20 protein-coding genes are annotated in these 24,622 nt (G+C 63.6%); 5 read left to right on the forward strand and 15 right to left on the reverse strand.

All coding sequences use genetic code 11. From position 1 onward, the window contains the following. Nucleotides 1-86: 86 nt before the first annotated feature. From M1D97_RS03320 to M1D97_RS03345, 6 genes are all read right to left on the reverse strand, one after another. Entirely contained in the window at nt 87-1,355 is a 1,269-nt protein-coding gene (locus tag M1D97_RS03320; protein WP_456269336.1) for an EAL and HDOD domain-containing protein, read from the reverse strand. Between the two features lie 110 nt (nt 1,356-1,465). Continuing rightward, complete coding sequence (locus M1D97_RS03325; protein ID WP_456269337.1) at nt 1,466-2,101, reverse strand: glutathione S-transferase family protein; 636 nt, start codon at nt 2,099-2,101, stop codon at nt 1,466-1,468. 151 nt (nt 2,102-2,252) lie between these two features. Beyond that, nucleotides 2,253-4,619 (reverse strand): FdhF/YdeP family oxidoreductase, encoded by a 2,367-nt coding sequence (locus tag M1D97_RS03330; protein WP_456269338.1) that lies wholly within the window; start codon nt 4,617-4,619, stop codon nt 2,253-2,255. Between the two features lie 210 nt (nt 4,620-4,829). Next, nucleotides 4,830-6,386 carry a DHA2 family efflux MFS transporter permease subunit gene (locus M1D97_RS03335; protein WP_456269339.1) on the reverse strand — a complete coding sequence of 519 codons (1,557 nt, stop codon included), beginning with the start codon at nt 6,384-6,386 and terminating at the stop codon, nt 4,830-4,832. Further along, nucleotides 6,383-7,612, reverse strand: coding sequence for an HlyD family efflux transporter periplasmic adaptor subunit (locus M1D97_RS03340; protein ID WP_456269340.1), 1,230 nt, complete (start codon nt 7,610-7,612; stop codon nt 6,383-6,385). The genes M1D97_RS03335 and M1D97_RS03340 overlap by 4 nt, the downstream gene beginning before the upstream one ends. Continuing rightward, nucleotides 7,602-9,128 (reverse strand): efflux transporter outer membrane subunit, encoded by a 1,527-nt coding sequence (locus M1D97_RS03345; protein WP_456269341.1) that lies wholly within the window; start codon nt 9,126-9,128, stop codon nt 7,602-7,604. Before M1D97_RS03345 ends, M1D97_RS03340 begins: the two co-directional genes overlap by 11 nt. 163 nt (nt 9,129-9,291) lie before the next feature. On the opposite strand from M1D97_RS03345, the gene M1D97_RS03350 reads away from it, so the two are divergent. The 3 genes from M1D97_RS03350 (at nt 9,292) to M1D97_RS03360 (ending at nt 12,248) form a co-directional block, all read left to right on the forward strand. Then, nucleotides 9,292-9,855 carry a cytochrome b gene (locus M1D97_RS03350; protein ID WP_456269342.1) on the forward strand — a complete coding sequence of 188 codons (564 nt, stop codon included), beginning with the start codon at nt 9,292-9,294 and terminating at the stop codon, nt 9,853-9,855. 152 nt (nt 9,856-10,007) lie between these two features. Beyond that, nucleotides 10,008-10,898 (forward strand): methyltransferase domain-containing protein, encoded by an 891-nt coding sequence (locus M1D97_RS03355; protein WP_456269343.1) that lies wholly within the window; start codon nt 10,008-10,010, stop codon nt 10,896-10,898. 6 nt (nt 10,899-10,904) lie between these two features. Continuing rightward, the gene (locus M1D97_RS03360; RefSeq protein ID WP_456269344.1) at nt 10,905-12,248 is read left to right on the forward strand and encodes an APC family permease; all 1,344 of its coding nucleotides are present in this window, start codon (nt 10,905-10,907) and stop codon (nt 12,246-12,248) included. 23 nt (nt 12,249-12,271) lie between these two features. On the opposite strand, the gene M1D97_RS03365 is transcribed toward M1D97_RS03360, so the two are convergent. The 3 genes from M1D97_RS03365 to M1D97_RS03375 form a co-directional block, all read right to left on the reverse strand. Continuing rightward, nucleotides 12,272-13,372: an ion transporter gene (locus M1D97_RS03365; RefSeq protein WP_456269345.1), complete on the reverse strand. Its 1,101-nt coding sequence runs from the start codon at nt 13,370-13,372 to the stop codon at nt 12,272-12,274. 106 nt (nt 13,373-13,478) lie between these two features. Further along, nucleotides 13,479-14,291 (reverse strand): ammonia-dependent NAD(+) synthetase, encoded by an 813-nt coding sequence (gene nadE / locus M1D97_RS03370; RefSeq protein ID WP_456269346.1) that lies wholly within the window; start codon nt 14,289-14,291, stop codon nt 13,479-13,481. Nucleotides 14,292-14,390: 99 nt separating this feature from the next. Next, nucleotides 14,391-14,891: a CinA family protein gene (locus M1D97_RS03375; protein WP_456269347.1), complete on the reverse strand. Its 501-nt coding sequence runs from the start codon at nt 14,889-14,891 to the stop codon at nt 14,391-14,393. A 287-nt stretch (nt 14,892-15,178) separates the two neighbouring features. Between M1D97_RS03375 and M1D97_RS03380 the strand changes: the two genes are divergently transcribed. Beyond that, nucleotides 15,179-15,460, forward strand: coding sequence for a hypothetical protein (locus M1D97_RS03380; protein ID WP_456269348.1), 282 nt, complete (start codon nt 15,179-15,181; stop codon nt 15,458-15,460). Nucleotides 15,461-15,520: 60 nt separating this feature from the next. Here M1D97_RS03380 and M1D97_RS03385 read toward each other — a convergent pair whose 3' ends face one another. The 6 genes from M1D97_RS03385 to M1D97_RS03410 all read right to left on the reverse strand — a co-directional run bounded on the left by M1D97_RS03385 (nt 15,521) and on the right by M1D97_RS03410 (nt 23,820). Next, nucleotides 15,521-18,436, reverse strand: a complete 2,916-nt coding sequence (locus M1D97_RS03385) for an MASE3 domain-containing protein (protein ID WP_456269349.1) — start codon at nt 18,434-18,436, stop codon at nt 15,521-15,523. 88 nt (nt 18,437-18,524) lie between these two features. Continuing rightward, nucleotides 18,525-19,886 carry an MATE family efflux transporter gene (locus M1D97_RS03390; RefSeq protein WP_456269350.1) on the reverse strand — a complete coding sequence of 454 codons (1,362 nt, stop codon included), beginning with the start codon at nt 19,884-19,886 and terminating at the stop codon, nt 18,525-18,527. Between the two features lie 204 nt (nt 19,887-20,090). Continuing rightward, nucleotides 20,091-20,345 carry a YfhL family 4Fe-4S dicluster ferredoxin gene (locus tag M1D97_RS03395; protein WP_456269351.1) on the reverse strand — a complete coding sequence of 85 codons (255 nt, stop codon included), beginning with the start codon at nt 20,343-20,345 and terminating at the stop codon, nt 20,091-20,093. A 78-nt stretch (nt 20,346-20,423) separates the two neighbouring features. Beyond that, complete coding sequence (coaD, locus tag M1D97_RS03400; protein ID WP_456269352.1) at nt 20,424-20,906, reverse strand: pantetheine-phosphate adenylyltransferase; 483 nt, start codon at nt 20,904-20,906, stop codon at nt 20,424-20,426. Between the two features lie 174 nt (nt 20,907-21,080). Continuing rightward, nucleotides 21,081-22,949, reverse strand: coding sequence for a beta-ketoacyl synthase (locus M1D97_RS03405; protein WP_456270164.1), 1,869 nt, complete (start codon nt 22,947-22,949; stop codon nt 21,081-21,083). A 271-nt stretch (nt 22,950-23,220) separates the two neighbouring features. Then, nucleotides 23,221-23,820, reverse strand: a complete 600-nt coding sequence (locus M1D97_RS03410; RefSeq protein ID WP_456269353.1) for a DedA family protein — start codon at nt 23,818-23,820, stop codon at nt 23,221-23,223. A 77-nt stretch (nt 23,821-23,897) separates the two neighbouring features. On the opposite strand from M1D97_RS03410, the gene trmB reads away from it, so the two are divergent. Continuing rightward, on the forward strand, nt 23,898-24,584 hold the full coding sequence (gene trmB, locus M1D97_RS03415; protein WP_456269354.1) for a tRNA (guanine(46)-N(7))-methyltransferase TrmB: 687 nt from the start codon (nt 23,898-23,900) through the stop codon (nt 24,582-24,584). Nucleotides 24,585-24,622: the final 38 nt, after the last annotated feature.

Here is a 24,622-nt window from a genome sequence, read left to right on the forward strand (position 1 = left end):
CTGAAAAAGGGGGCGAGTATAGGACACTGCATCGGCGACAGGATTCACCGGCGTCAAACATTTCAGGAGATGCTTCGCGGCGGGCGTTACTTGTCCCGGTTGGCGCGCGTCAGCGCCTGCTGGTAGGCACCGGCAATCTGCTCGGGCGAGAGCCCCAGCCGGGCCAGCCGGGGCCAGTCGAGTCGCGCCCACTGCGCCCTTTGATAGTCGATGGCCGTTTGCAGAATCAGCCCCAGCGTGCCGGTACGGTGCATCAGGGCGGCCTCGATATCGGGATGAACGGGAATACGGGCCAGAATCTCGTCCAGCGGCTGATCCATGAAGCTGTCGAGACAGGAGAACAGGCCCACGGTAAAGCCCATCTCGCTGGCCTGGCCGGGGAGCCTGTGGGCCAGCTGATGGCAGAAGTGGCCCAAAAGCATGGCCAGCTGCTGCAGGGCATGGGGCTTGTCGTCAAAGCGTGACAGCACCAGAAGGCTTGCCAGACTCCGGATGCGGGACAGCCCCAGCGCCATGACGGCGCCATGCAGCGAGGTCACCGGCCGACTCTGCTGGGCGAAGGCCGAGTTGGCCATGCGCAGCAGCCGAACGCTCAAAAAGGGGTCGCGCTGCACGGTATCGGCCATGTCGCGCATGGAGATCTCGGGGGCGTTGAGCTCGGCCAGCAGCTTCACGATATTCAGGCGATTGACCGGCATGACCCGGCCGTAGACCGGTTCCGGCCGGGCGAGAAAATAGCCCTGAAACAGCGTGCAGCCGGCCTCCATGGCGATGCGGTAGTCCTCCTTCGTTTCGATCTTCTCGGCCAGCAGCTGCAGGTTCGGGTAGTGCGTTTTCAGGGCCCTCACGGTGTCGGCCAGCGCGTCACCGGTATAGACGGGATAGTCGAGCTTGACGATATCGGCAAAGGGCAGCAGCGGGTGGTCGGCGTCCGTGCGGGTATAGTCATCGAGCGCCAGCACATGACCCTCATCACGCAGACGCGTCAACGCCTCGATGACCTCGGGCGTCGCGCGGACGTCTTCCAGAATCTCGATGATCAGGGCGCGGGAATCGAAGGGGATGTCGCGAACCAGGCTGTCGGTCGTGAAGTTGACGTAGGCCGGCTGGTTGTCGCATACCTCATTGATGTCGGATGCCGTAAAGGCGTTGATCAACACCTGGCTGGTGGCGCGATCGCCGTCAAAATCGGCCGCCACGATGGGGCCGCCGCCATAGGGACGAAACAGGAGTTCATAGCCGGCAAGCTGCAGCTGGCGGTCGTAGATGGGCTGACGGGCAAACAGCACGCCGGCACTGTCGTTGGCGTTGTCGCTCATGATGTCCTGGATTCGTTGAGGGAACGTCTGCGCCATGATCGATGACGCCCGGGCGTGATCAGCGCCCGCTGATGGCTACTGGCATTATCGCCTGACATCATCATTGCTTGAGGGGCCGGCGTCTGCAAGACACCGCTTTTCGTACGTTACGTGATCGACGTCAGCGTGTCCTCATCCGGGATGTCCTGCATCGAGACAAAGCCGGGAATCTCCTCGATACGTCCGCACCAGTCCACGACATGTGGCCAGTCCAGCAGCAGCAGGCCGGCCTGGTCGGCGATATGGGTATGGGCAAACAGCGCGATGTCGGCCAGCGTCAGCGTGTCACCGGCCAGAAAGGGCTGCAGGCTCAGCGTCTGTTCCATGATATCCAGCGCCTGACGGGCGTTTTCCTGGCGGGCCACCAGCTCTTCAAGCCGCTCGCTCGGGTCCCCCTGATACCAGTGAATCAACCGGGCCACGGACAGTGAGGGCTCGTGACGATGCTGTTCGAAAAACATCCACTGCAGCATGCGGGCGCGGTCGAAGTCATCGTCGGGGACCAGTGCACTGTTGCAGGCCAGGTAGTAGAGAATGGCGTTGGATTCGACCAGCGTGCGCCCGTCGTGCCGCTCCAGCATGGGCACCCGGCGGGCGGGATTGCGGGTGGCAAAATCGTCGCTGCGGGTCTCGCCGGTCAGGAAGTCGACATCGAACCAGCGGTGGCTGATATCCAGCAGGGCCAGGGTGAGTCTGACCTTGTAACAGTTGCCCGAGCGATAGTCGCCGTAGACGGTCATCATGGCATCGTCTCCGTGATCGGTTGAGACAGGGTGCATAAGCATATTGTGGCACAAGCCTTCAGGGCCATCCTTAAGGCGTTGGCAATGTCACGTGACAGTGCCCCGCCACGTGAATGGCGGGGCACTGTCGATCACGGATCGGCGGATGCGATCAGGCGGTGGCGAGCAGACCGGTCTGCTGCTGGACCTGTTCGGTATCCATTAGATGGATGGTCACCGGCACCGACTTGGCGGCGATGGTGTGGCTGCGCTCGTCCCGGTTGGCGATCGGAATCAGCCCGTTGGTTTCCGGATAGTAGGCCGCCGCGCAGCCCTCGGGGACGTCATAGGGCATGACGCGAAAGCCTGCCGCCCGCCGCTCGATCCCGTCTTCCGTGACGGCGCGAAACTCGATCAGGTTGCCCTCTTCAAGGCCGAGGCGCTCGATATCGGCCGGATTCATCATGACGACCATGCGCGTGCCGTAGACATCGCGGTAGCGATCATCGAGGGAATAGACCGTGGTGTTGAACTGGTCGTGGCCGCGCGTCGTGATCAGCTGGAAGTGGTCGGCATCCGGCGTGGTCATGCTCGAATCCAGCGTATTGCCCGGGAACAGGAAGTTGGCACGGCCGCTTTCGGTATTCCAGACCCGCTCGCGGGCGGCGTTGTAGAGATGAAAGCCGCCGGGCGTGCCCACGCGCGCGTTGTAGTCCCTGAACATGTCAGGGAAGACTGCCTCGATGCGATCGCGGATGCGCGAATAGTCCTCGCTGAGCCACTCCCAGTCGACCTTCGTGTGCGGGACCAGGGTGGCGCGGGCAATACCGGCAATGATCGCCACCTCGGACCTGAGATGTTTCGATGCCGGCTCGATCTGGCCGGTGGAGCCGTTGACGTTGCTCATGCCGTCCTCGAGCGTCACGGTCTGCAGCACGCCGGCCTGAATGTCCTTCTCGGTACGCGCCAGACACGGCAGGATAAAGGCCTTTTTGCCGTGAATCAGGTGGCTGCGGTTGAGCTTGGTCGAGATCTGGACGGTCATCTTCAGCTTGTTGAGCGTCTGCTCGGCCACGCGCTCGATATCGGGAATGGCGCGGAAGAAGTTGCCGCCCAGACCGATGAAGGCGTCCACCCCGCCGTTCATGATCGATTCGCAGCACTGGGCGACATCATCGCCGTGGCGCCGCGGCGACTGGATATCGAAGACACTGTCGAGCTGACTCAGAAACTGCTCGGTGGGCTTTTGGTAGATGCCGACGGTGCGATCGCCCTGTACGTTGGAGTGGCCGCGCACCGGGCAGGCCCCGGCACCACGCCGGCCGATGTTGCCGCGCAGCAGCAGCAGGTTGACGATCTGCTGCACCCCGTCGCCACCGTGCTTTTGCTGGGTAATGCCCATGCCCCAGCAGCAGATGACACGCTCGGCGTTCATGTAGACATCGGCGGCCTGCTCGATCGCGTCACGCGTGAGCCCCGAGTGGCGCTCGATGCGGTCCCAGTCCAGTGCGCGGCAGTGATCGGCAAAGGCGTCGAGCCCGTGGGTATGGGCGTCGATGAATTCATGGTCCAGAACCCGCTTGTCGCCGTTGGCGCGGGCCCGGTCATCGGCCTCGATGACGACCTTGCACATGCCCTGGATGGCGGCAATATCGCCGCCGATGCGCACCTGGTGATACTGCGAGCTGATGGTCGTGCCGGCCGGGCTCAACATGTCCTTCGGGCTCTGCGGGTCGGCAAAGCGCACCAGCGCCTTTTCGCGCAGCGGGTTGAAGGTCACCACCGCGCCGCCGCGGTTCACCAGCTCGTGCAGGTTACCCATCATGCGCGGGCTGTTGGTGCCGGTATTCTGGCCGAAGATGAAGACCGCATCGGTGTGGTCGAAGTCATCCAGCGTGGTCGTGGCCTTGCCCACGCCCAGGCTGTCGGGCAGCGAGACCGTGGTGGTCTCGTGGCACATGTTGGAGCAGTCGGGGAAGTTGTTGATGCCGTACATGCGCCCGAAGAGCTGAAACATGAAGGCCGACTCGTTGGGGGCATGACCCGAGGTATAGAGCTGCACCCGCCAGCGGTCCTCATAGCTTCGCAGCTCCTCGCCGATCTCGCGAAAGGCGTCTTCCCAGCTGACCGCCTCGTACCTGTCCGTGCCGGCGTTGTAGCGCATGGGGTGGGTCAGACGCCCCTGGCTTTCCAGCTCGTGATCGCTCCAGTCAGAGAGCTCGGTGACGGTGTGGCGTTCGAAAAATTCCGGGCGCACCCGCTTGCGGGTCGCCTCCCAGGCCACTGCCTTGGCGCCGTTTTCGCAGAATTCGGCCATCGCCGGTTTGACCGGGTCGGGCCAGGCGCAGCTGGGACACTTGAAACCGAGATGCTTGTTCATTGACAGCATCAATCGGTTGCCGACAAAGGGTACCTGCTGGCGGAACATGTGATCCTGGACGGCCTTGAGCGCCAGCCAGCCGCCGCCGGGCGACGTGCCCTCGTCCTGACTGCCGTAAACCCGGTCGTTGCTCTCGTGCGCGATGTGCTTTTTCACCATGATGGCCTCCATGCCAATACGGTTGAAAGATGACAGACGGTACTGACGAGCCCGGAACGGCCCGCGGGGAGGGCGACGCTCGTCGCCTGTGTTGCTTCTGCCGGGCGGGGAAGTGTCGGCAGCGTCAGCACCAAGGATAGTCGGCTGATGACAGTCTGGTACATGAACTGAATTATTGCTTAATAGAAATCGAACAGAAGCCCGATAAGGTCAGTGCATGGGCCCACCGGCGGGGAAGGGTGGGCGCGCCAGCCAGATCAGGCCGATGGCCAGCACAAAGAGCATGCCGAACAGCCAAAGGACATCGTTGAAGGCCATGGTAGCGGCCTGAGCGTTGACGACCTCGTTCATCAATGCAAAAGCGCGCTGATCCTGCAGACCCAGCGTGCCGAGCTGATCCAGATAGTGCTCGGTCGCCGGGCTGCCGGGCACCACCGATTCGGTCAGGCGCGCATGGTGATAGATGCTGCGGTGGTCATAGAGGGTGACCGACACCGCCGTGGAAATACTGGTGGCCAGCGTCCGGCAGAAGTTGGAAAGGCCCGAGGCGTCCGCGATCTGATCGTCCCGGAGACCGGCAAAGATGATCTGGTTGATGGGCACGAAAAAGAACGCCACGCCGGCGCCCATCACCAACCGCGGCATCGCCAGATCACCAAAGGCAATCTGGTTGTTGAAGCCTGCCGCCCAGAAAGAGGAGAAGGCGAACACCCCGAAGCCGAAGGTGATCAGAACGCGCAGGTCGATATGGTTTTGAAACCGGCCCACCAGCGGCGACATGAACAGTGCCAGAATGCCGATGGGGGCCACGGCCAGACCGGCCCAGGTGGCGTTGTAGCCCATCACCTGCTGCACCCAGTTGGGGGTAATGACGGTGTTGCCGAAAAACGCGAACATGCCCAGTGACAGACACAGCGTGCCGATGGCGAAGTTGCGCTGGCCGAACAGGCGCAGATTGACCACCGGTCGAGGGTGCATCAATACCCAGGCCACCAGAAAGGTAATCCCCACCAGCGCCGTGATGCCCAGCGTCACGATCATCGGCGAGGCGAACCAGTCGTGGTCGTTGCCGTTGTCGAGCATGAACTGCAGCGCGCCCACGCCCACGATCAGAAGGCCCAGGCCGATAACATCCACCGGCACCCGGGTGGTTTTTGACTCGCGGCCGCGCAACAGCCACAGACTGAGCACCAGCGAGAGAATGCCGACCGGGATGTTGATGTAGAAAATCCACGGCCAGGCGTAGTTGTCGGTCAGCCAGCCGCCCAGTATCGGGCCGCAGATGGGGGCAACCACTACCGTCATCGCCCACAGCCCGATGGCCATGCTGCGCTTTTCGCTCGGGTAATTCTTCAAAAGGATGGTCTGGGTCAGCGGCACCAGTGGCCCGGAGACCGCGCCCTGGAACAGGCGAAAGACCACCAGCATGAGCATGCTGTTGGCCATTCCGCACAGGGCAGAGAACACGATAAAAAGCGAAATGGAGGTGCAAAACAGTCGCACCTCGCCAAAGCGTCGCGCCAGCCAGCCGGTCAGGGGCTGGGCGATGGCGCTGGAGAGCGCATAGGCGCTGATCGCCCAGGTACCCTCGCTGGTACTGACCCCCATGTCGCCGGCAATGGTGTGCACCGAGACATTGACGATGGAGATGTCCAGCACCTCCATGAAGGTGGCAAGCCCCATCGCCAGCGTCAGCAGCACCAGCTTGATGCCGCGCAGGGGCGGCAGTGCCGCTGACTCGCCGGGGGCGGTGGCCGTATCGCTCATGGGGTGGCGTTGTCGGCGTTGCTGTCGAGCAGCTCGCCGGCGTTGTCACGAATAATCGCCCGGGCAGCGTCATCGGCCTGCTGCTGGCGCGACTCAAACACCTCGGTGTGCTGCGGCGAACGCACCCTGGGGGCCGCAGCCAGCATGGGGCCATCGACATCATCGTTCAGGTCGATACGGGTATAGGTCGACAGCCCGATCCGCAGCGGATGAGAGTCGAGCGTGTCGCCGTCGAGCGTGATGCGCACCGGCACGCGCTGTACCACCTTGATCCAGTTGCCGGTGGCGTTCTGGGCCGGCAGCAGGGAGAATGCCGCGCCGGTGCCGGCCGACAGGCCGGCCACGTGGCCGTGATAGACCACGTCCGAGCCGTAGAAGTCGGTGGTGACGGTGGCCGGCTGACCGATGCGAACCCGCCCCAGCTGGGTCTCCTTGAAGTTGGCCTCCACCCACAGTTCATGCAGCGGTACCACGGTCAGAAGCGGCTGACCGGCCTGCACGCTCTGGCCCAGCTGCACCTGGCGGCTGGCAACGAAGCCGTCGACCGGGGCAATCACCTGCGTTCTCTGCTGGGCCAGCCAGGCGTTGCGGTAGGCGGCGCGCGCCTGCTGCACCCCCGGGTCATGCCAGAGGTCGTTGCCGTCGATCAGGGCATGGGCGGCACGCGCCTGGGCGCGGGCCTGTTCGAGCTGTGCCTGAGCGGCATTGAACTGCCGCCGGGCGCTGTCGACCTCTTCCTTCGAGGCGGCACGCTGCGCCAGCAGCGGCTTGCGGCGCTGATACTCGTCGCGGGCGCGTTCGAACTGTGCTCGCGCCGTGACCACGGCCGCATCCAGCTGGACGGCCTGAGCGCGCTGCTGACGATAGCGGCGCACGGCCTGCGCCAGCTGCCCGGCGGCCTGATCCAGGGCGTTGCGGGTGTCGCTGTCGTTGAGTTCGAGCAGCACCTCGCCGCGTTCGACCGGCTCGGTGTCCTCGACATTGATGGCGGTCACCGTGGCGTTGATCTGCGCGGAGACGTTGACCTGGTCGCCCTGTACATAGGCGTCATCGGTAATGACCCGGGTGCTGAGCACCAGCGCGTCCAGCAGATACCAGCCAAGGCCGGCCAGCGCGAACACCAGCGCAATAATGAGCAGGATGAGGTTGCGCTTTTTGCGTGACACCGGGGCGTCATCGCGGGTTGATTGCTCGGGATCGGTCGTCGGGGTGGCGTCATGAGCCATCGGTGGCACTTCCAGTCGTCAGGTAGCGTGCGTCGCGTTCGGGCGCGCGCCCATGATAGCCCCCGCCCAGGGCATGAATCAGCTGAATTCGGGTAGCCAGCAGTTCGCCCTCCAGCGCCAGCCGGTTCATCCGTTCCCGGGTCAGGCCCTGCTGCGCCTCGATCAGCGCGCGCGGGTCCTCGACGCCGCGGGCGTCGCGTTCGCGGGCAAGCTCGAGGCGATGGCGATAGCTTTCAAGCGCCTGCGACTGCGCCTCACGCTGCGCCTCGATCCGGCTCATGGTCACGGTCTGACGGGCCACGTCCTGGGCGGCATCCACCACGCGCTGGTTGTAATCGGCAATGGCGCTTTCGAGCTGCGCGCGGCTGGCGTTGTAGCGGGCATCGAGCCGGCCGCCCTCGAAGATGGGCAGCGTCACGGCCGGGCCGAACGAGGCGATCGAGACATCCTCGTTGCGTCCGCTGCCCAGCGGGTGCACCCGCAAAAAGCCGGCCAGCGCCGACAGGCTGACGTTGGGGTAGTAGTCCGCACGGGCCTGGTCGATATCGCGCATGGCCGCCTCGACCTGCCAGCGACTCGCCATGATGTCCGGACGCCGGGCGATCAGCTCGAGGCCGGCGTCCGGCGGCAGGGTCGTGTCCAGCCCGGGCAGCGGCCGTGGCTCGAGATCATCGAGCTGATCCGGGGAGACGCCCATCAGGGCAGCGAGCTGTACCTGATCCAGACGGGCAGCGCCTTCCAGCTGCGCGCGCTGCTGCTCGAGGATCGAAAGCTGTTCGCGGGCCTGATCCAGCCGGGCCGGGTTTTCGATGTCGCGCTCGACGCGCAGGGCGGTGATGCGCACGCTGTCGCGGCTCAGGACCAGCAGCGTCGCCAGATTCGACAGCTGGGACTGGCGCAGTTGCCAGTCCATGTAGGTACGGGTAATGCCGGCCTGCAGGGCACTGGCGGCGGCGGCCTGTTCGAGCCGTGCGGCGTGGCGCTGGTCGAGCGCCGATTCGATGGCGGCGCGCTTTTTGCCCCACCAGTCAAACTCCCAGCCAAACGACAGGGTGGCCAGCCCCGTATTGCTGCGCTGAGTGTCGCCGGCGCTGCCGGCTTCGAAGCCCGGCAGGCCGAGCGCCGGGTAGTCAAGGTCGGTGTGGCTGATGCTCCGGTTGGCCCGGGCGCTGCCCTCGAGCTGCGCGCGGGTGTCTGCCTGACGGCCTTCCAGCTGGCGGGAGGCGGCCTCAAAGCGGGCCCGGGCGCTGTCCAGCGATGGCGCTTCGCGCATGGCGCGCTCGATCAGTTCGTTGAGCTGCGGATCATCAAACGCGTGCCACCACCGGGCGTCCGGCCACTGGCCCGGACTCTTTTGATCGTGTGCAAGGCCGGCCAGCGGGGCATGTTCGCGCAGGGGCAGATCAGCCGGCGCCATGGCGGGGGCGCCGCAGGCACTCAACAGCAGACCGGTCATGATCAGGCCGAGCAGGGCAGCGACGCCGCGCTGCAGGGAGAAAACTGAAAACTGGCGCATCATGCTCCCGATGAAATGGCCGGCAGGCGTTGGGGTAATACAGATTGGCGGCGCTGAAGGGGCATGCTTTCAACGCCATTTTTCAGCACCAGACAAGCCCGCTGCACTAATGTAGGCCTGACTGTCGCGCGTGTCGCGTGGACCGTGTTTCAAGGAGCCTTTCGTGCCTTCCATCGCCTGGCGGGATACTCGTGAATATTATGGGCGGATCAGCCGTTTTTTTCACTGGCTGATGGCGACACTGCTGCTGTGGCAGTTTGCCGGCATGATCGCGGCCAATCTGGTCGGCCGCATGCCCTGGGTCTCCTTCATGGTGGGCACGCACAAGAGTATCGGCTTCGTGCTGATGCTGCTGGTGGCACTGCGCTCGACGTGGGGGCTCTACAACCTGTCCAATCGCCCGCCGCACGACCGCGGCGCCGAGATGCTGGTCGCCTTCGGCCAGCTTCTGCTGTATCTGTTGATGATTCTGGTGCCGCTTCTGGGCCTGACCATGAACTGGGCCTCCGGCAAGCCGCTGGCGGTCTTCGGGGCGCAGCTCACAAGCGGCGGTCGCGAGATGGCGGGGCTGGCAGAGCTGACCGCCCAGTGGCATGTCTGGATGGCCTGGACGCTGGGCGTGCTGATTGTCGGCCATGTGCTGCTGGCCGTGGTATGGCACGGCCTGATCCGACGTGATGACACCCTGCAGAAAATGGCGACCCGCCCCGATCACCTCTCCCGCTGAATGATGTTCCTCCCTGGATGTCGGTCCGGCAGGGGCCTCTGGGCCTTGCTGAAATCCTGTTGAAGATAGTGGCAGGGCCCGGGGTTTCGACACAGGATAAACACTGGCGTCACGAACGTCCTCCCAACGGATTGCAAAGGAGTTTGCAGGTCATGTCCATCAAGCCTTTTGCCGGATATAAAAAATATGCCGTACCCGCCGTCATCGGCGCCGGATTGCTGTTGAGCACGCTGGGCCCGGCATCGCTGGTCCAGGCACAGCAGCAGGCCGCCGACAACGTCGAAACCGCCGCCAGCGTCGAGCTTGATGTCCCTTATGTGCCCACCCCCGAGTCGGTCGTGGAAGGCATGATGGAGATGGGCGAGGTCAGCGAGGGCGATCGCGTGATCGATCTGGGCTCCGGCGACGGGCGCATTGCTATTGCGGCCGCGAAGCGGGGCGCCGATGTGCTGGGGGTGGATATCGACCCCGAACGCATTCGCGAGGCCAATGACAATGCCGAGCGTGAAGGCGTGACCGACCGGGTCGAATTTCGCCGGGAAGATCTCTTCGACACGCCCATTGCCGATGCCGACGTGCTGACGCTTTATCTGCTGCCGACCATCAACCAGCAGCTGCGCCCGAAAATCCTGACCGACATGGCGCCGGGCACGCGGGTGGTGTCGCACGCCTTTGACATGGGGAACTGGTCATCCGACGAGCAGCGCACCATCGATGGCCGCACCGTCTATCTCTGGCATGTGCCCGCCCGGATCGAGGGGGAGTGGCAGGTGATGCAGGGAGAGACGCCCATCACCCTGACGCTGTCGCAGCGCTATCAGGAAGTTCGCGGCATCGCGCAGCGCGGTGATCAGGCCGTGACCGTGGGGAACGCTCGGCTATTGGGCGACCGGATCGCCTTTACCCTGGCCTACGGCGAGCGCGAGCAGCGCTTCCATGGCCGTGTGACAGGGGATCGCATCGAGGGCATCGAGGCCGTCGACGCGCTGGAGGGCCCGGGAGAGCCGGTGGATCCTGACTGGCAGGCCGATCGTGCGTCCTGATCCTTCATGAGCACGAGCGCCGCGACCGGCGTGCGTCGCTATCTGGGAGTACCCGATGCCGTCGCCATCATGATGGGGGTGGTGATCGGTGTGGGGATCTTTCGTACGCCGCCGCTGGTGGCCGGCCATGTCGACAGCAGCTGGGCCTTTCTGGGGGTGTGGCTGGCCGGCGGCGCCGTCATGCTCGTGGGGGCGCTGTGCTACGCCGAGCTGGCCTCGCGCTACCCCGATGCCGGCGGCGAGTACCATTTTCTCTCCCGCGCCCTGGGTCAGCGAATGGCGATCCTCTTTGGCTGGGCGCGCGGCACGGTCATCCAGACCGGCGGCATCGCCGCCGTGGCCTTTGTGTTCGGCGATTATGCCAGCACCCTCTTCTCGCTGGGCGAGCACGGCCCGGCACTCTATGCCGGTGCCGCCATAACACTCTTTACGCTGATCAACGTGGCCGGTACCCGCCAGGGGCGCCTGGTTCAGCGCCTGTTTACCCTGGTCATTGTGGCGCTGATGCTGGGCGTGATCGTGCTGGGGCTGAGCAGCATGGAGGGGCATACCCTGTCCCAGCGCAGCAGCGCGCCGCTGGGCGAGGGTCTTTCGACGCTGGGCATGGCCATGGTGTTTGTCTTGATCACCTACGGCGGCTGGAACGAGGCGGCCTATCTCTCGGCCGACATGCGCTACCCCCGGCGTGATATGGCCCGCGTGCTGGTGCTGGGTTCGGTACTGCTGATCGTGCTGTATACCCTGATCAATCTGAGCTATCTGGGCGTGCTGGGCCTTGAGGGGCTGCGCGACAGTGATGCCGTGGCATCACACATGATGCAGGCCATTCTGGGTGATACCGGGGCGCTGGTCATGACGGGGATCGTCATTGCCGCCACGCTCTCCACGCTCAATGCGACGCTCTTTACCGGCGCACGCGTCTACTATGCACTGGGACGTGATCTGCCGCCGTTGAAGCGACTGGGCATGTGGAGCCAGCGCGGTGACAACCCGGCCAATGCGCTGGTGGTACAGGGCATCCTGTCGCTTTGTCTGGTGGCGCTGGGCGATCTGCATCGCGACGGCTTTGAGGCCATGGTGGACTATACGGCACCGGTCTTCTGGGGCTTTCTGCTGCTGGTCGGCCTGTCGCTGCTGGTGCTGCGACAAAGAGAGGGCGTTGGCGGCGAGCAGGCGTTTCGCGTGCCGCTCTATCCCGTTACGCCGATCCTGTTCTGTCTGGTCTGTGCCGGGCTGGTGTACGCCAGCCTGCTCAATGCCGGGGTCGGCGGCGTGATCGGGGTTGCGATCGTGGCGCTGGGCATCCCGCTATTGTACTGGCGACGACGCGACGCAACGACTGCGACGTAGCGCCGTCGCAGTCTTCTCTCCTGCTAGTAGTAGCGCTCCTTCCAGCGCTGTACCTTCACCTCATCCTTGAGCACATCCAGCACCTCGACGAGGACCTGTTCGAGCGCCTGATAGTCGCTGGTGCTGGCGGGCACGCTGCGGGAAATGGTGCGATCGGCCAGCTCTTCGATCAGTGAGCGGAAATCCGGTGACCGGATACCGATGACGGCTTCCCGGATCAGACGGCTGGTGACATCGGCCATCGCCTCGTCCATGGCCTCGACCACCTGCGCCCCCATGGGCAGACGCTGAAGGCTGCGAATGGTGGGGTTTTCCGTCACGGCGCGGTGAATCAATCCGCTGACCCAGGTGTTGATGTCGTCGCGGTGATGGGCATAGCTTTCGCCCAGCACCCGCTGGACGCGAACGGAGACGTCATCGATGAGCTGCTGCTTGCGGGGCATCAGGACTTCATTGGTCACGCGCTGCGACAGATTGCCCTTGGACAGAAAGCCTTCCTGCACATCGGTCAGCATTCGCACGATGACGCGGTCGGAGAGCTCCTCGAGCACGATTTCGTAGTACTTGTAGAAAAACCGATAGATGCCCCAGGTACGAATGTCGATCAGGCGCGTGCGCTGCAGCCGGATCAAGAGCCCGATGACACGCAGGACACGCAGCATGCGCAGACCACCGACCGGGATGCAGCCGAGCACGTCGTACCAGTGGACGAACGGATAGAAGAACCAGCGGTGGTAGCGCTTCTCCCAGATGGCAAAGGCCCAGCCGCCCAGCACATCGAGCACGAAAACGGCAACAAACCACAGATCGATGGTCTCGAAATTGGCATTCAGCCAGGCCCCGCCCTGTTCAAGCGACGGCGAAATGGCGCCCAGCATGGCGCGAAAGGGGCCGGTCATGTAGAGCGTATCAAACAGGATCAGCAGCAGGCTGGCCGACACCAGCACCATGATGATCAGGTCCCAGACGAGGTAGAACTGCTCCCGCCAGCGCGGGATATCCTGTCGGCGACGGTGCTTGTCCTCCTCGGGGGCATCGCCGCGAGGCTGATCGGCCCAGCTGTTGGCCGGTGGATAGCGATCGTCCCGGGTGCGATCGTCTGACGGGGAATCCTCTTGATGCATGTGTGCCTCCTTGCGTGAGAGGCTATCTCAGATGCTTGAGCGCTCCGCGTCAAGTCGCGGGCGCCCAAACATGCCATCCGCATCGGGATTTCAGTATCAGGGAAGCTTACGGCGCGCGCGGCAGCTCGCGCTTGTGGGCCGTGCGGTCATAGGTGCTGATGATGCGCTGCGCCGCTTCGTCATCGACCGCCTTGCCTTCCAGGAAATCATCGATCGTGTCGTAGCTCACCCCCAGGGCATCTTCATCGGTACGCCCGGGGGAGAGGGACTCCAGGTCCGCGGTCGGTACCTTGTTGACCAGCGCCTCGGGACCATCCAGCACGCTGAGCAGGGCGCGTACCCGGCGCTTGTGAAGGCCGGCCAGCGGCGTAACATCACAGGCGCCATCGCCGTGCTTGGTGAAAAAGCCCATGACCGCCTCGGCGCCGTGATCGGTACCGACCACCAGACCGTTGTGACGCCCGGCCACGGCGTACTGCGCGATCATGCGAGCGCGCGCCTTGACATTGCCATGAACGAAGTCGCGCTGATGCTTGTCATCGAACTCGAGACCGCCCTGTTCGAGACTTTCGAGCATGCCGTCCGCCGAGGGCTTGACGTTGACGTCCAGCTGTTTGTCCGCCCGAATGTAATTGATGGCCGTCTGGGCGTCGTCTTCATCATGCTGCTCACCGTAGGGCAGGCGCATGGCGTAGAAGGTTGCCTGCCCGCCGCGTTCGCGAACGCGCTCCACGGCAAGCTGACACAGGCGTCCGGCAGTGGTGGAATCCACGCCGCCGCTGATCCCCAGGACCAGGGCCTGCGTACCGGTGTCTTCCAGATAGCGCGCCAGAAAGTCGATGCGTCGTTCCACTTCCTGTTGCGCGTCGAAGTCCTGTTCGATATCGAGGGCGTCAATAATCTGCTGCTGGGTGGTCATGGGCGATCATCATCCTGCGTGCAGTGAATGGAGAATTACCGACAGCGTAGCCGGAAATCGATGGCGATAAAATTCCGATGATGTCTCGGCGGTATCAGATCAACACCGGCCGTGATACTGGCTGATGCTTGACAGCGCATGGCGGGCCGCCGCCAGGCGCACCTCATTGCGATTGCCGTCAAACTGCCGGGTTTCACAAAAGACATGATTGCCGTTATCGGTACGAAAGGCCCAGGCAAGGCAGACGGTGCCGACCGGGGTGCCGTCATCGGACGGCGCAGGGCCCGCGATGCCGGTATTGGCCACGGCAATGGTGGCCTGCGTATTGTTGAGCGCCCCCTTGGCCATCTCGCTGGTCATCGTCTCGCTGGTCAGCGAGTGTTGTTCAAAGACCGCTTCATCGATATGCAGATAGCGCTGCTTGGCCTCGGGGGAGTAGACCACCAGGCCGCTGTCGATGAACTGCCCCGACCCGGGAACGCTGGCCAGTTCCGACAGGATCAGACCGGCGGTACAGGACTCCGCCGTGGTCAGGATCTGCTCGTGCTGATCCAGATAATCGATCAGTGTTTCGATCATGGCGTCCTTTTCACTGGCCATGTGTTTCCTCCTGAAGCACATCAAAAAATAGCGTGCTTATCAGGATACGCATTCGATACAAATCGAGATTTAACCGAGGACAGGAAAGTCGCCTTTCGGGTGTAACGCTGCGTAATAAAGTCTGTTTGGTTGGTAGGCGGATACCATCATGGGCTGTCCTGATGGCATCGATCAATATAAATCAACACTATTGTGACGGTGGTTACCGCCAGTCAGTGCCAGACTTGTGAGAGGCCAACAGAAGGCATTGGCCATTCATGTTCCAGCGTGCAGGAGGCACATTCATCATGACGATCGAGAAGGGACGTGACGTATACGATGCCCGCGGCCATCGGCTCGGCAGGGTGGCGGCCGAAGAGGGCGAGTACCTCAGGCTGGCCGATGAGGATGGCAAGCATGTCTGGGTCGCGACCGACATGCTGCGTGACGATGACCGGCTGAGCGTGGACCAGGGGGCGCATCTCTGGGATGCCGACCCGGCCATCGACAGCGATATCGGCCACGTGGATGAGGCGATGCAGGAGAGCTTTCCCGCCAGCGATCCGCCGAGCTTTACACCCGAGCGTTGAAGGCAGGGCCCCGCCGGACGGCGGGGCCCTTTGTCATCGGTCAGCAGGCCGGGATACCTGTTACCCCTGTAATAGCGACATCTCGGTGCCAGCCTGATGCACCCGCCCGCGACCGGCATGCTTGGCGCTGTAGAGCGCCTGGTCGGCCATCTCGATCAGGGCGTTCATGTCATGGCCCTGCCGCGGGGCCTCGATCAGGCCTGCCGAAAAGGTGAGATGCGCGATTCGGTCACCGCCGACCGCCATGGACCATTGACCGAACTGCTCGAGCACTTCGTTGAGGCGGATCATGGCAATGTCGGCGGCGGCGCCCGGCAACACCACGATAAACTCCTCGCCGCCGTAGCGACACGAGATATCCGTGGCGCGCAGCCGCTGGGTCAGGACCTCTCCCAGTGCCACCAGCACCTGGTCACCGGCATCATGCCCCCAGGTGTCGTTGAGCCGTTTGAAGTGATCCAGATCCAGCAGGGCCAGCGAGACCGGTGACTCGTCGCTGGCATTATCAAGCAGCCCGGGCAGTGTCTCATTGAGATAGCGTCGGTTGTACAGACCGGTCAGCGCATCACGATAGGCGTGATCGGTCAGCTGACTGCGCAGGCGCAGATTGGTCAGTGTCAGCGCGAGGATGCGGGTGGTTTCATCGCCCATGCGGCTCAGGCGCTGGCGATCCTCCTCATCCAGCGGCGTGGCCTGCAGAATCAGGCGACCCAGCGTGCCGTTCGCACCGGTCAGGCGCTCACGGTATTCGAACCCGGGGCGGGGCACGAGGTCGCCACCCCAGCGGATGCAGTGCCCCTGATCAAGCTCTTCGATGCGCAGGGCCAGTTCGCCGCTGGTGTCCGGAAAGCATGTGGCGAGATCCCGCTCCAGAAGCGGGGCCACCTCGGCCATGTCGGTCAGCTCGAACAATCGGGTACTGAGCTGGTTGAGACGCTCGCGGTACAGGCTGTCCCGCGCCAGGCGCTGGTTGAGCAGGACCAGGCTCTGCTCGGCTTCCTTGCGCGCCGTAATGTCATGCACCATCTCGTAGATGAGCCGGCGGCCGTTGATGACCACGGCAGCGGCAAAGACCTCGACATCCCGGATGGCACCGTCCGCCTGCCGGTGGCGGGTCTCGAAATGATCTTCCCGATCCTGCAGGGTCTGCTGCGCTCGGGCCTGTCGTGTGGCCACGGGGGTCAGTGAGAGCGCATCCATGTTCATGATCTTGAGCATGTCGCAGGAGTAGCCGTAGTACTCCCCGGCGGCCGCATTGGCATCGATAATATTGCCGCTGTCCGGGTCGATCAGCAGCTTGATGGCATTGCCGCTCTCAAAGGTGCTGCGATAGAGCCCGGCGTTTTCAAGCATCAACTCGGTGGCCTGCTTGCGGTCGCTGATGTCCTCGATCAGCAGAAGATAGAGATTTTCTTCCGGCAGTGGCGAAATGATCCACTCGGTCCAGAAGGGGCGTTCGGGCCCGTAATGGCCATGGGAGCCCATGCGCAGCTCACGGTGCCAGGTCGGCTTCTGATGGCAGGCAGTGCCCTGTTGCTGCCATTTTAGCCATCGCTGCAGGGCGTTTGTGTCTTCCTCGGCATGCACCCATGTCCAGATGTTTGTCTGGCCGGTGACGATCTCCTGTGGGGCCATCAGCTGCACCAGCATCTGATTGTGCTGATGCACCACGCCCTGAGCGTCGATGACCAGCATGCCGATGGGCGTATTATCAAACAGGGCCTGCAGGCGCTGACCGCTCTCCGCCAGACGCTGCTCCTGCTCGCGGCGTGTCTGAATGTCGATCGCTGTTCCGACCACGCGGATGGGGTGATGCTCCTCGTCACGCGCCATGATCTGGCCGTTGGCCAGCACCCAGCGCCATTGGTTCTGCGCATCAAGCAGACGATACTCGCAGCGCCAGTGCCTGTTCTCGCCGGCTATGTGCGCATCAAAGCTTGCCAGCACTCGTTCCCGGTCCTCGGGGTGAAACATGTGGGTGCGCCAGATTTCGGCATCCCGGGGCAGTTCGCCGTTGCGATAGCCCAGCATCTGATGAAACTGTACCGAGGCGAAGACTTCGTCGGTGACCAGGTTCATGTCCCATACACCCGTCGCGGACCCGGTCAGGGCCAGGTTCCAGCGCTGCTCCTGTTCGGCCAGCCGGGTCCTTGTCTCGTTCAGGGCCTGCCAGGGGTAGCGCAGATGGCTCAGAAACAGGGCACGAAAGATCAGGGTGTAGGACACGGCCTTGTAGACATGGCCGAGAATGTTGAACTCATCGTTGGCCGAGGCGTAGAGCGTAAAGCAGATTTCGGCCAGCGCCGTTATCCAGGCGGCAACCGTCAGCATTTCGCGATCGCGGCGCTGGCGCAGGCGTGCAGAGCGCAGCAGGATGATGCCGGCGAGCACGCTCATGCCGGCGAGCCCCCACTCCAGGGCAATCTTGAGTGCCGTCAGGCCCTGACCCGGGACATACATCGCCGGTATGGCCTGCGGGTAGCCGAAGACAGCGACCAGAGCCAGTGCGCCGAGCAGTAGCAGGGGCAGCAGTATCAGGTGCGGCGAGCGGGCCGGGCGGTCCGACAGATGGGACAGGGAGAGCAGTAGCAGGGCACTGATCGCGCACAGCCGGGCGAAAAGCCAGAAATAGATCGCCTTGTTCAACGTGTTGGGCGTAAACAGATCGGCCATGCCGGGCATGGAGAGCAGATGCAGGCTGTCCATCAGGGCCGACAGGCCCAGCAGGGCGCCCACACACACATACTGGGCCGAAAGCGTTTTATAGCTGTTGAAGATGGCAAGCGTGGCCAGCACGGCCACGACCACGCAGGTCAGTTCCACCAGCGAGTGAAAGCCCAGATAGCTCTCGGTCAAACCGAAGACCTGCTGACCCGGCATCAGGCTCATGACGACCATGAGGGCCAGCAGTCCCCAGAAGAGGCTGCCCAGTGGGCCGGTCAGCAGGTGTTTAAGAGCGTTCTTGAGCGTGGCCATGGCATTGTCCGGCGTTGTGGGCGCAAGGCTGCATATTAGGCCGGCAGGCAATGTATGTTAATTCACGAACACCGTGCTTTCTCGAGGGCTATTCACCGGAATGGCAGGAGCTGTTCCGGTCGGCCCACTGTTTGCGGCGTCTGAGCAGATAGATCGTGCCCAACCCCAGCGAGCGCACCAGCGTAAAGGTGGTAAAGGCCAGCCACAGTCCGTGATTGCCCAGCGGTTGGGTCAGCCACCAGATCGGCAGATAGACCAGCAGGGCGATGATGATCGTATCGCGCATGGCCCGGGTGTTTGTGGTGCCGATGAACACGCCATCCAGCAGATAGCTCCACACCGCGATCAGCGGCATGATGACCAGCCACGGCAGATAGTGACCGGCCAGCTGTCGAATGGCGTCGATATCGGTCAGCCGCGCGATCAGCCAGGGACCGCCAAGGGCAAAGGCCAGCGCGGCCACAATCGCTGTGAACAGTGAGAACACCGCGCAGGCACGCACCGACTGTCCGAAATCATGCCAGTCCCGCCGGCCGGCGGCCCTGCCGGTCAGGGCTTCAGCGGCGTTGGCAAAGCCATCCAGGCCGTAGGAGACCATCATCACCAGCTGCATCAAAATGGCATTGGCGGCCAGCGTCTGATCGCCCAGCTGCGCCCCCTGGGAGGTAAAAAAGGCCATGGCAAACAAAAGGCACAGGGTGCGTACAAACAGGTGGCGATTGACGCGAAAGAGTTCGCCATAGGCTTTGAGACGCTTGAGCGGCGTGCTGTCGAACCGGCCACCCAGCCGCTTCAGCTCCCGCCACACCAGCCACAGCCCGACGGCCAGGGCAGTGTAATCACCGATCAGTGAGGCGGTCGCCACGCCCCTGACGTTCATGTCGAGCCCGACCACCAGCACGATATCCAGTACGATGTTGACGCTATTGGTGATCAGCATCAAAAGCAGGGTCACGCGGGCGTTCTGGCGCCCCAGAAACCAGCCGATGATGGCGTAATTCATCAGCACTGCCGGCGCCGAGAGAATGCGGACATGGGCGTACGCGGCGGCCAGCTGTGCGGTCGCGTCACTATCGGGCTGCAAAAGCCACAGGCCGACATCGATCAACGGTGCCGACAAAGCGATCAGGGCCAGTCCGATGACCACACCGATGAGCAGTGACTGGCCCAGCAGATTGCGCATGGTCTGATCCTCGCCGCGCCCGGCGGCCTGGGAGGTCAGGCCGGTGGTGCCCATGCGCAGAAAGCCGAACCCCCAGAACAAAAAGCTGAACAGCGTACTGCCAAGGGTGACGGCGGCCAGATAGCGCGCGTGCGGCAGATGGCCGATCACGGCCGTATCGACCAGCCCCAGCAGCGGCACACTGGCATTGGAGATGATGATGGGCCAGGAGAGTCGCCAGACGTCGGGAAGACGCTGCAAAAGGGCGGGGGATCGAGACTGTGACATGTGGATACCGACCGGTTGGTGCCCGCACCGCCTGCCATATCGGGATCACGGCGGCCGGCGGGAATCGACAGCGGTGCCGTTGCCCGTCGGGGCATCGAGGGCGATGGGGCGTCATGGCTTGCCGCCTGATACAGCAACGCAGCAGAACAGGGCGGCCCATGGGCCGCCCTGTTTCTGGTTCATGACATGTTGGGCTATCGAATATCAGCTTTCGACAGCGGTAATGCGCTCATATTTTTCCATCAGCTGCTCGCGGGTCTCCTCGCGCTCGGGGTCGAGCGGAATGCAGTCGACCGGGCAGACCTGCTGACATTGCGGTTCGTCAAAGTGGCCGACACACTCGGTACAAAGCCCCGGGTCGATCACGTAGATCTCCTCGCCCGGCGAAATGGCGTTATTGGGGCACTCCGGCTCGCAAACGTCGCAGTTGATGCACTCATCGGTGATCATCAGGGACATGGTAACCTCCTGGTTCGCGCGCGCCGTGAACCGACGCTGCGCGGCTGTCATCCGCCGGCCCGAAGGCCGTCCGCCGTATCAGGTGCTGCGGAAGTGTTCTTCCAGCGCCCGGGCGATGCGGGGATGCACCATCGTTGACACGTCACCGCCAAGGCGGGCAATTTCGCGAACGATGGTGGATGAAATATAGGAATTCTCGACTTCGGGCGTCAAAAAGAGGCTTTCGACATGAGGCGCCAGCGCCCGATTCATGTTGGCCAGCTGCAGCTCGTACTCGAAATCGGAGACGGCGCGCAGCCCGCGCAGGATGATGCGGGCACCGACCCGGTCCACCAGCTGGGTCAGAAGGCAGCTAAAGCCCACCACCTCGACGTTGTCGAGATGCGCCAGAATTTCTCTGGCGAGTGCCACCCGCTCATCCAGTGACAGGGTCGGCTGCTTGCGCGGGCTCTGTGCCACGGCCACGATCACCCGATCAAACATCGAGGCCGCGCGCTCGATCAGATCGGTATGCCCGTTGGTGATCGGATCAAAGGTCCCGGGGTATACCACAATGTTCATGTACAGGCTCCGTTCATCCCCGACACTCGGACAGCCACGCGCCGCTGCTGCCCGTTGATACTCCTGTTCCACGGCGACCGGGCGAGATCTGCAGGCCCGGGGGGCGGAAGGTTACTGCAAGGTATCCCGGCCGACAAATGCCTCTGCCGGACCGGCACAATCGCGCCGCCCGTCCTATGAATCGAGCGTGCCGAACGGGTTGTCGACATCCAGCGAAATCGGCTGATGGTAGCCGGGAATACGAATGTCGTGAGCGCTGACCTCGAGTTCGGGCCCCTCCAGCACTCCTTCGCCAAAGCGGTAAATGGGCGAGAACTCCCCCCGGTGTGCCTGTTCCTCGAACCGGGCCTGACGCGCCTTGACCGCTTCGCGGCGACGACGCCACCGGGTCATGGCGGCTTCGCCATGACGCCGGGTCAGAAGCCGCTCGGTCGCCTCCGGCGACAGCAGGGGGGCGGTGGCGTTGTTGCCGCCAAAGCCCTTGGCGTTGATGAAACTGACATCGGCACGAAATTCCCGATGCTCGCGGAAGAGTTCCAGCCGGTCGCCATGCACATCATCGGCCACGGCGTCGAGCGTAAAGATACCCGGCAGCAACCCGGTGCTGAAACTCCCCAGCGCGCTCATCAGCTGATCGCCGGCAGCGCTGCCCTGGGAGTGCCCCAGGTAGGCCTTGACGGCCGCCACCGGCCAGCGCTCGATGCCGTTGGCGCGCGCCACGCTGTCGAGCACATGGGATTCGGTAATGCGGTTTTTGGGCGTGCTGGTGCCGTGGGAGTGGATATAGCTGCGCTCGCGCACGGCCTTCTCGCCCAGAATGCTGCTGGCCAGCGACACGCTCTTGCCCAGCGTAATGTAGTTGCCGATGCCGGGCGCCGAGATGGAGCGCTTGTAGCCGTCGGCATTGATGAAGACTTCCGGCACGGCGCCCAGAATATCGGCCCCCAGCTCGAGGGCCAGGCTGTCATCCATGAGCATGACAAACTGGGCGGATTCGGCAATGGTGAAGCCGCAGTTGCGTGCAAACGGTCGGCAGACGCGCTGATAGTCCTCATCGGTGAGAAGCTCCAGCGCATCAAGCGCCTTGACGCTGGCATCGTCGGCCAGCGCGCTCATGACGCGAAAGCCCTCGACGATTTCCGGCGTGATGGGGGCGTCCGCCGTCCCGACCATGACCAGCCGGCGCCGGCCCATGCGGATGTCATCCACGCCCAGGCGCAGGTTGTACAGAAAGGTCGCACAGGCCCCCTGCATGGCGCCCGTGGCGCCGACGCTGCCCAGCACGTAGGCGTTGAGGAAATCGGCCGGCATCTGTCCGTAGCCCAGCGGCATCTGCTTGGAGGTGGTGCGCTGTCCGGTGACAAAGCTGTTCAAAAGGCCGCCCCAGCCCTGGGCATCGAGCTGGCCGATGGAGTTGCCGGCATAGACGGCGATCTGATCCGGGTCGAGCTGCTGGCTCAGACTGTCCCACTCGTAGCCGCTCTGACCCAGGCAGTCGGAGGCGGCAAAGATGGTCATCGACAGGGCGCGCGGGTGATGTACGCTGCGATAGAAGCTGGCCGGGTCGAATCCGGTCGGCAGCTGGCCGGCGCTCTTGACCAGCGCGTCGCGACGCTCCGGCAGCAGTACGTCGAACTCGCCGGCCGGCACGGTGACGCTGACATGGCGCTCGTCGATCGCCTCGATCTGCCAGTGGGCCGGCGGATTGTCGGGCAGCTGACGACGGCTGAGGCTGACCCTGAGAGGCGCATCGAGCGTCAGGCTGGCCTGGCGGTTGGCAGGGATGCCGGCGTCGGCAAAACGCGCATCCTCGATGCGGCGAATCAGGGTATGACGAAGAATGTGCGCTTCGTGGCGGTTGGCCAGGGCAGCATCATCAAGAGAGTCACCGCGATCGTCCGGGTTGTTCGACAGATGCTGTCCCATCATACGGGCCAGCCCCGAGAGGGTGTGCTGTCGACTCTTTTCGGGCAGCGCATCGATCACGGTCCGGTAAAAGGACTGATGACCGGACGTTCTGCCAGCGGGATTGATACCGCCCATGCCGACGATCACCGGTAACTGTGACAAGCCGAAACCCTCGTGTTGATGCCTATAAAGGAAGCGATAAAGCCATGGCGACCGCGTCGCTGAAAGGATGGCGATTCATGTTCACCACATGCCGTGGCAGCTCCGCCAGAACAGGGCAGTCATGATAGCATCGCCCCGGGCAGGACGTCATGTCGGCCGGTCAACGACTTGTCATGTTGACGGGGCATGATGTTGAACGTGCTGGTCGAAAAAAGCCGACTGTTCCGCAGGTCGCCGGGCGGGCTCAACTGTCGCCACGTCTGTAGTGGCGCCACAGGCGCAGGGCATACAGCAGCGCGACGGCCAGCAGTACCGCCATGACAACCCACAGGCTGCCCGACAGGGTCGTATACTGCAAAAGCCAGTGGCTGCCGCCGACCAGACAGCACGCCCACATGGAAGACCCCAGTGTGGTGTAGAGCAGATAGGGCGCCAGCGGCATACGGTGAAAGCCTGCCGGTATCGACACCAGCGATCGCATGCCCGGAATCAGACGCCCGAACAGCACGACCAGCGAGCCGTAACGCCCGAAACGCCTGCTCGAACGCTCGATATCGCTCGGCGCCAGGGCCAGCCAGTGCCCGTGTCGGGCCAGAAAGCGCATGCACTGGCGCTCGTCGAGCCAGCGGCCCAGCAGATAGAGCGGCAGCGTCCCCAGCACCAGCCCGGCAGTGGCGGCGACCACGGCCGGCACAGGGGTAATGTCGGCAGAGGCCATGATGTGTGCCATGACGGGGAGCGTCGATTCGGCCGGCAGGGGCGGGAAAGCGTTGATGACGACTGTCAGCAGCGTGATGGCCGTATAGCCGTGAGTATCCAGAAGCTGCTGAAGCCATGCCTGCATGTGTTTCAGAATCCATGAGTCGGGGGCTGGCGCCGGACGGCGCCCACAAGGTCCCCTCAGTATTGTTAAACGTTGCCATGTTCGCCAATTCCACGCCGGTACACTCCACCCAGACGGGGCTGCATCCCGATCTGGCCCATCATGTTCAGCGCGCCCTCGACAACCGGTGGCAGCGCCCCATTGCCGACCACACCCGGGCCGCTTTCGAGACGGCGCAGCAGTTTTATCGGGCGCATGGCGGACCGCTGATTCTGGATGCCGGCTGCGGCACGGGGCGCTCGACCCGGCAGCTGGCCCGTCTGCATCCGGCGGCCTGCGTGCTGGGCATCGACCGCAGCGCCGATCGCCTGTCGCGAAATTATGCCCGAGAGCTGGGCACCTTCCCCGACAATGCGCTGCTGGTGCGTGCCGATCTGGTCGATTTCTGGCGGCTGGCGCATGCGGCCGGCTGGCAGCCGAGCCATCACTGCCTGTTTTATCCCAACCCCTATCCCAAGGCGTCGCAGCTCAAAAAGCGCTGGCATGCCCATCCGGTGTTTCCTGTTGTGCTGGCGCTGGGCGGGGCGCTCGAGCTTCGCAGCAACTGGTCGATCTACGTCGAGGAGTTCGCCCGTGCCATCGAGCTGGTGACCGGGCAGCAGCCCCGGGCAGAGAGGCTGGCGCTGACGCCACAGAGCGATTTCATCAGCGCCTTCGAGCACAAGTACGTCGATAGCGGTCATTCCCTGTGGCGGCTCCAGTGCCGGCTAACGGCGTTAACCTGAACTACGCTGGAAGCCCGCCGCCGCTCATCCTGAAAGGA

This window comes from Kushneria sp. AK178 (assembly GCF_053903105.1).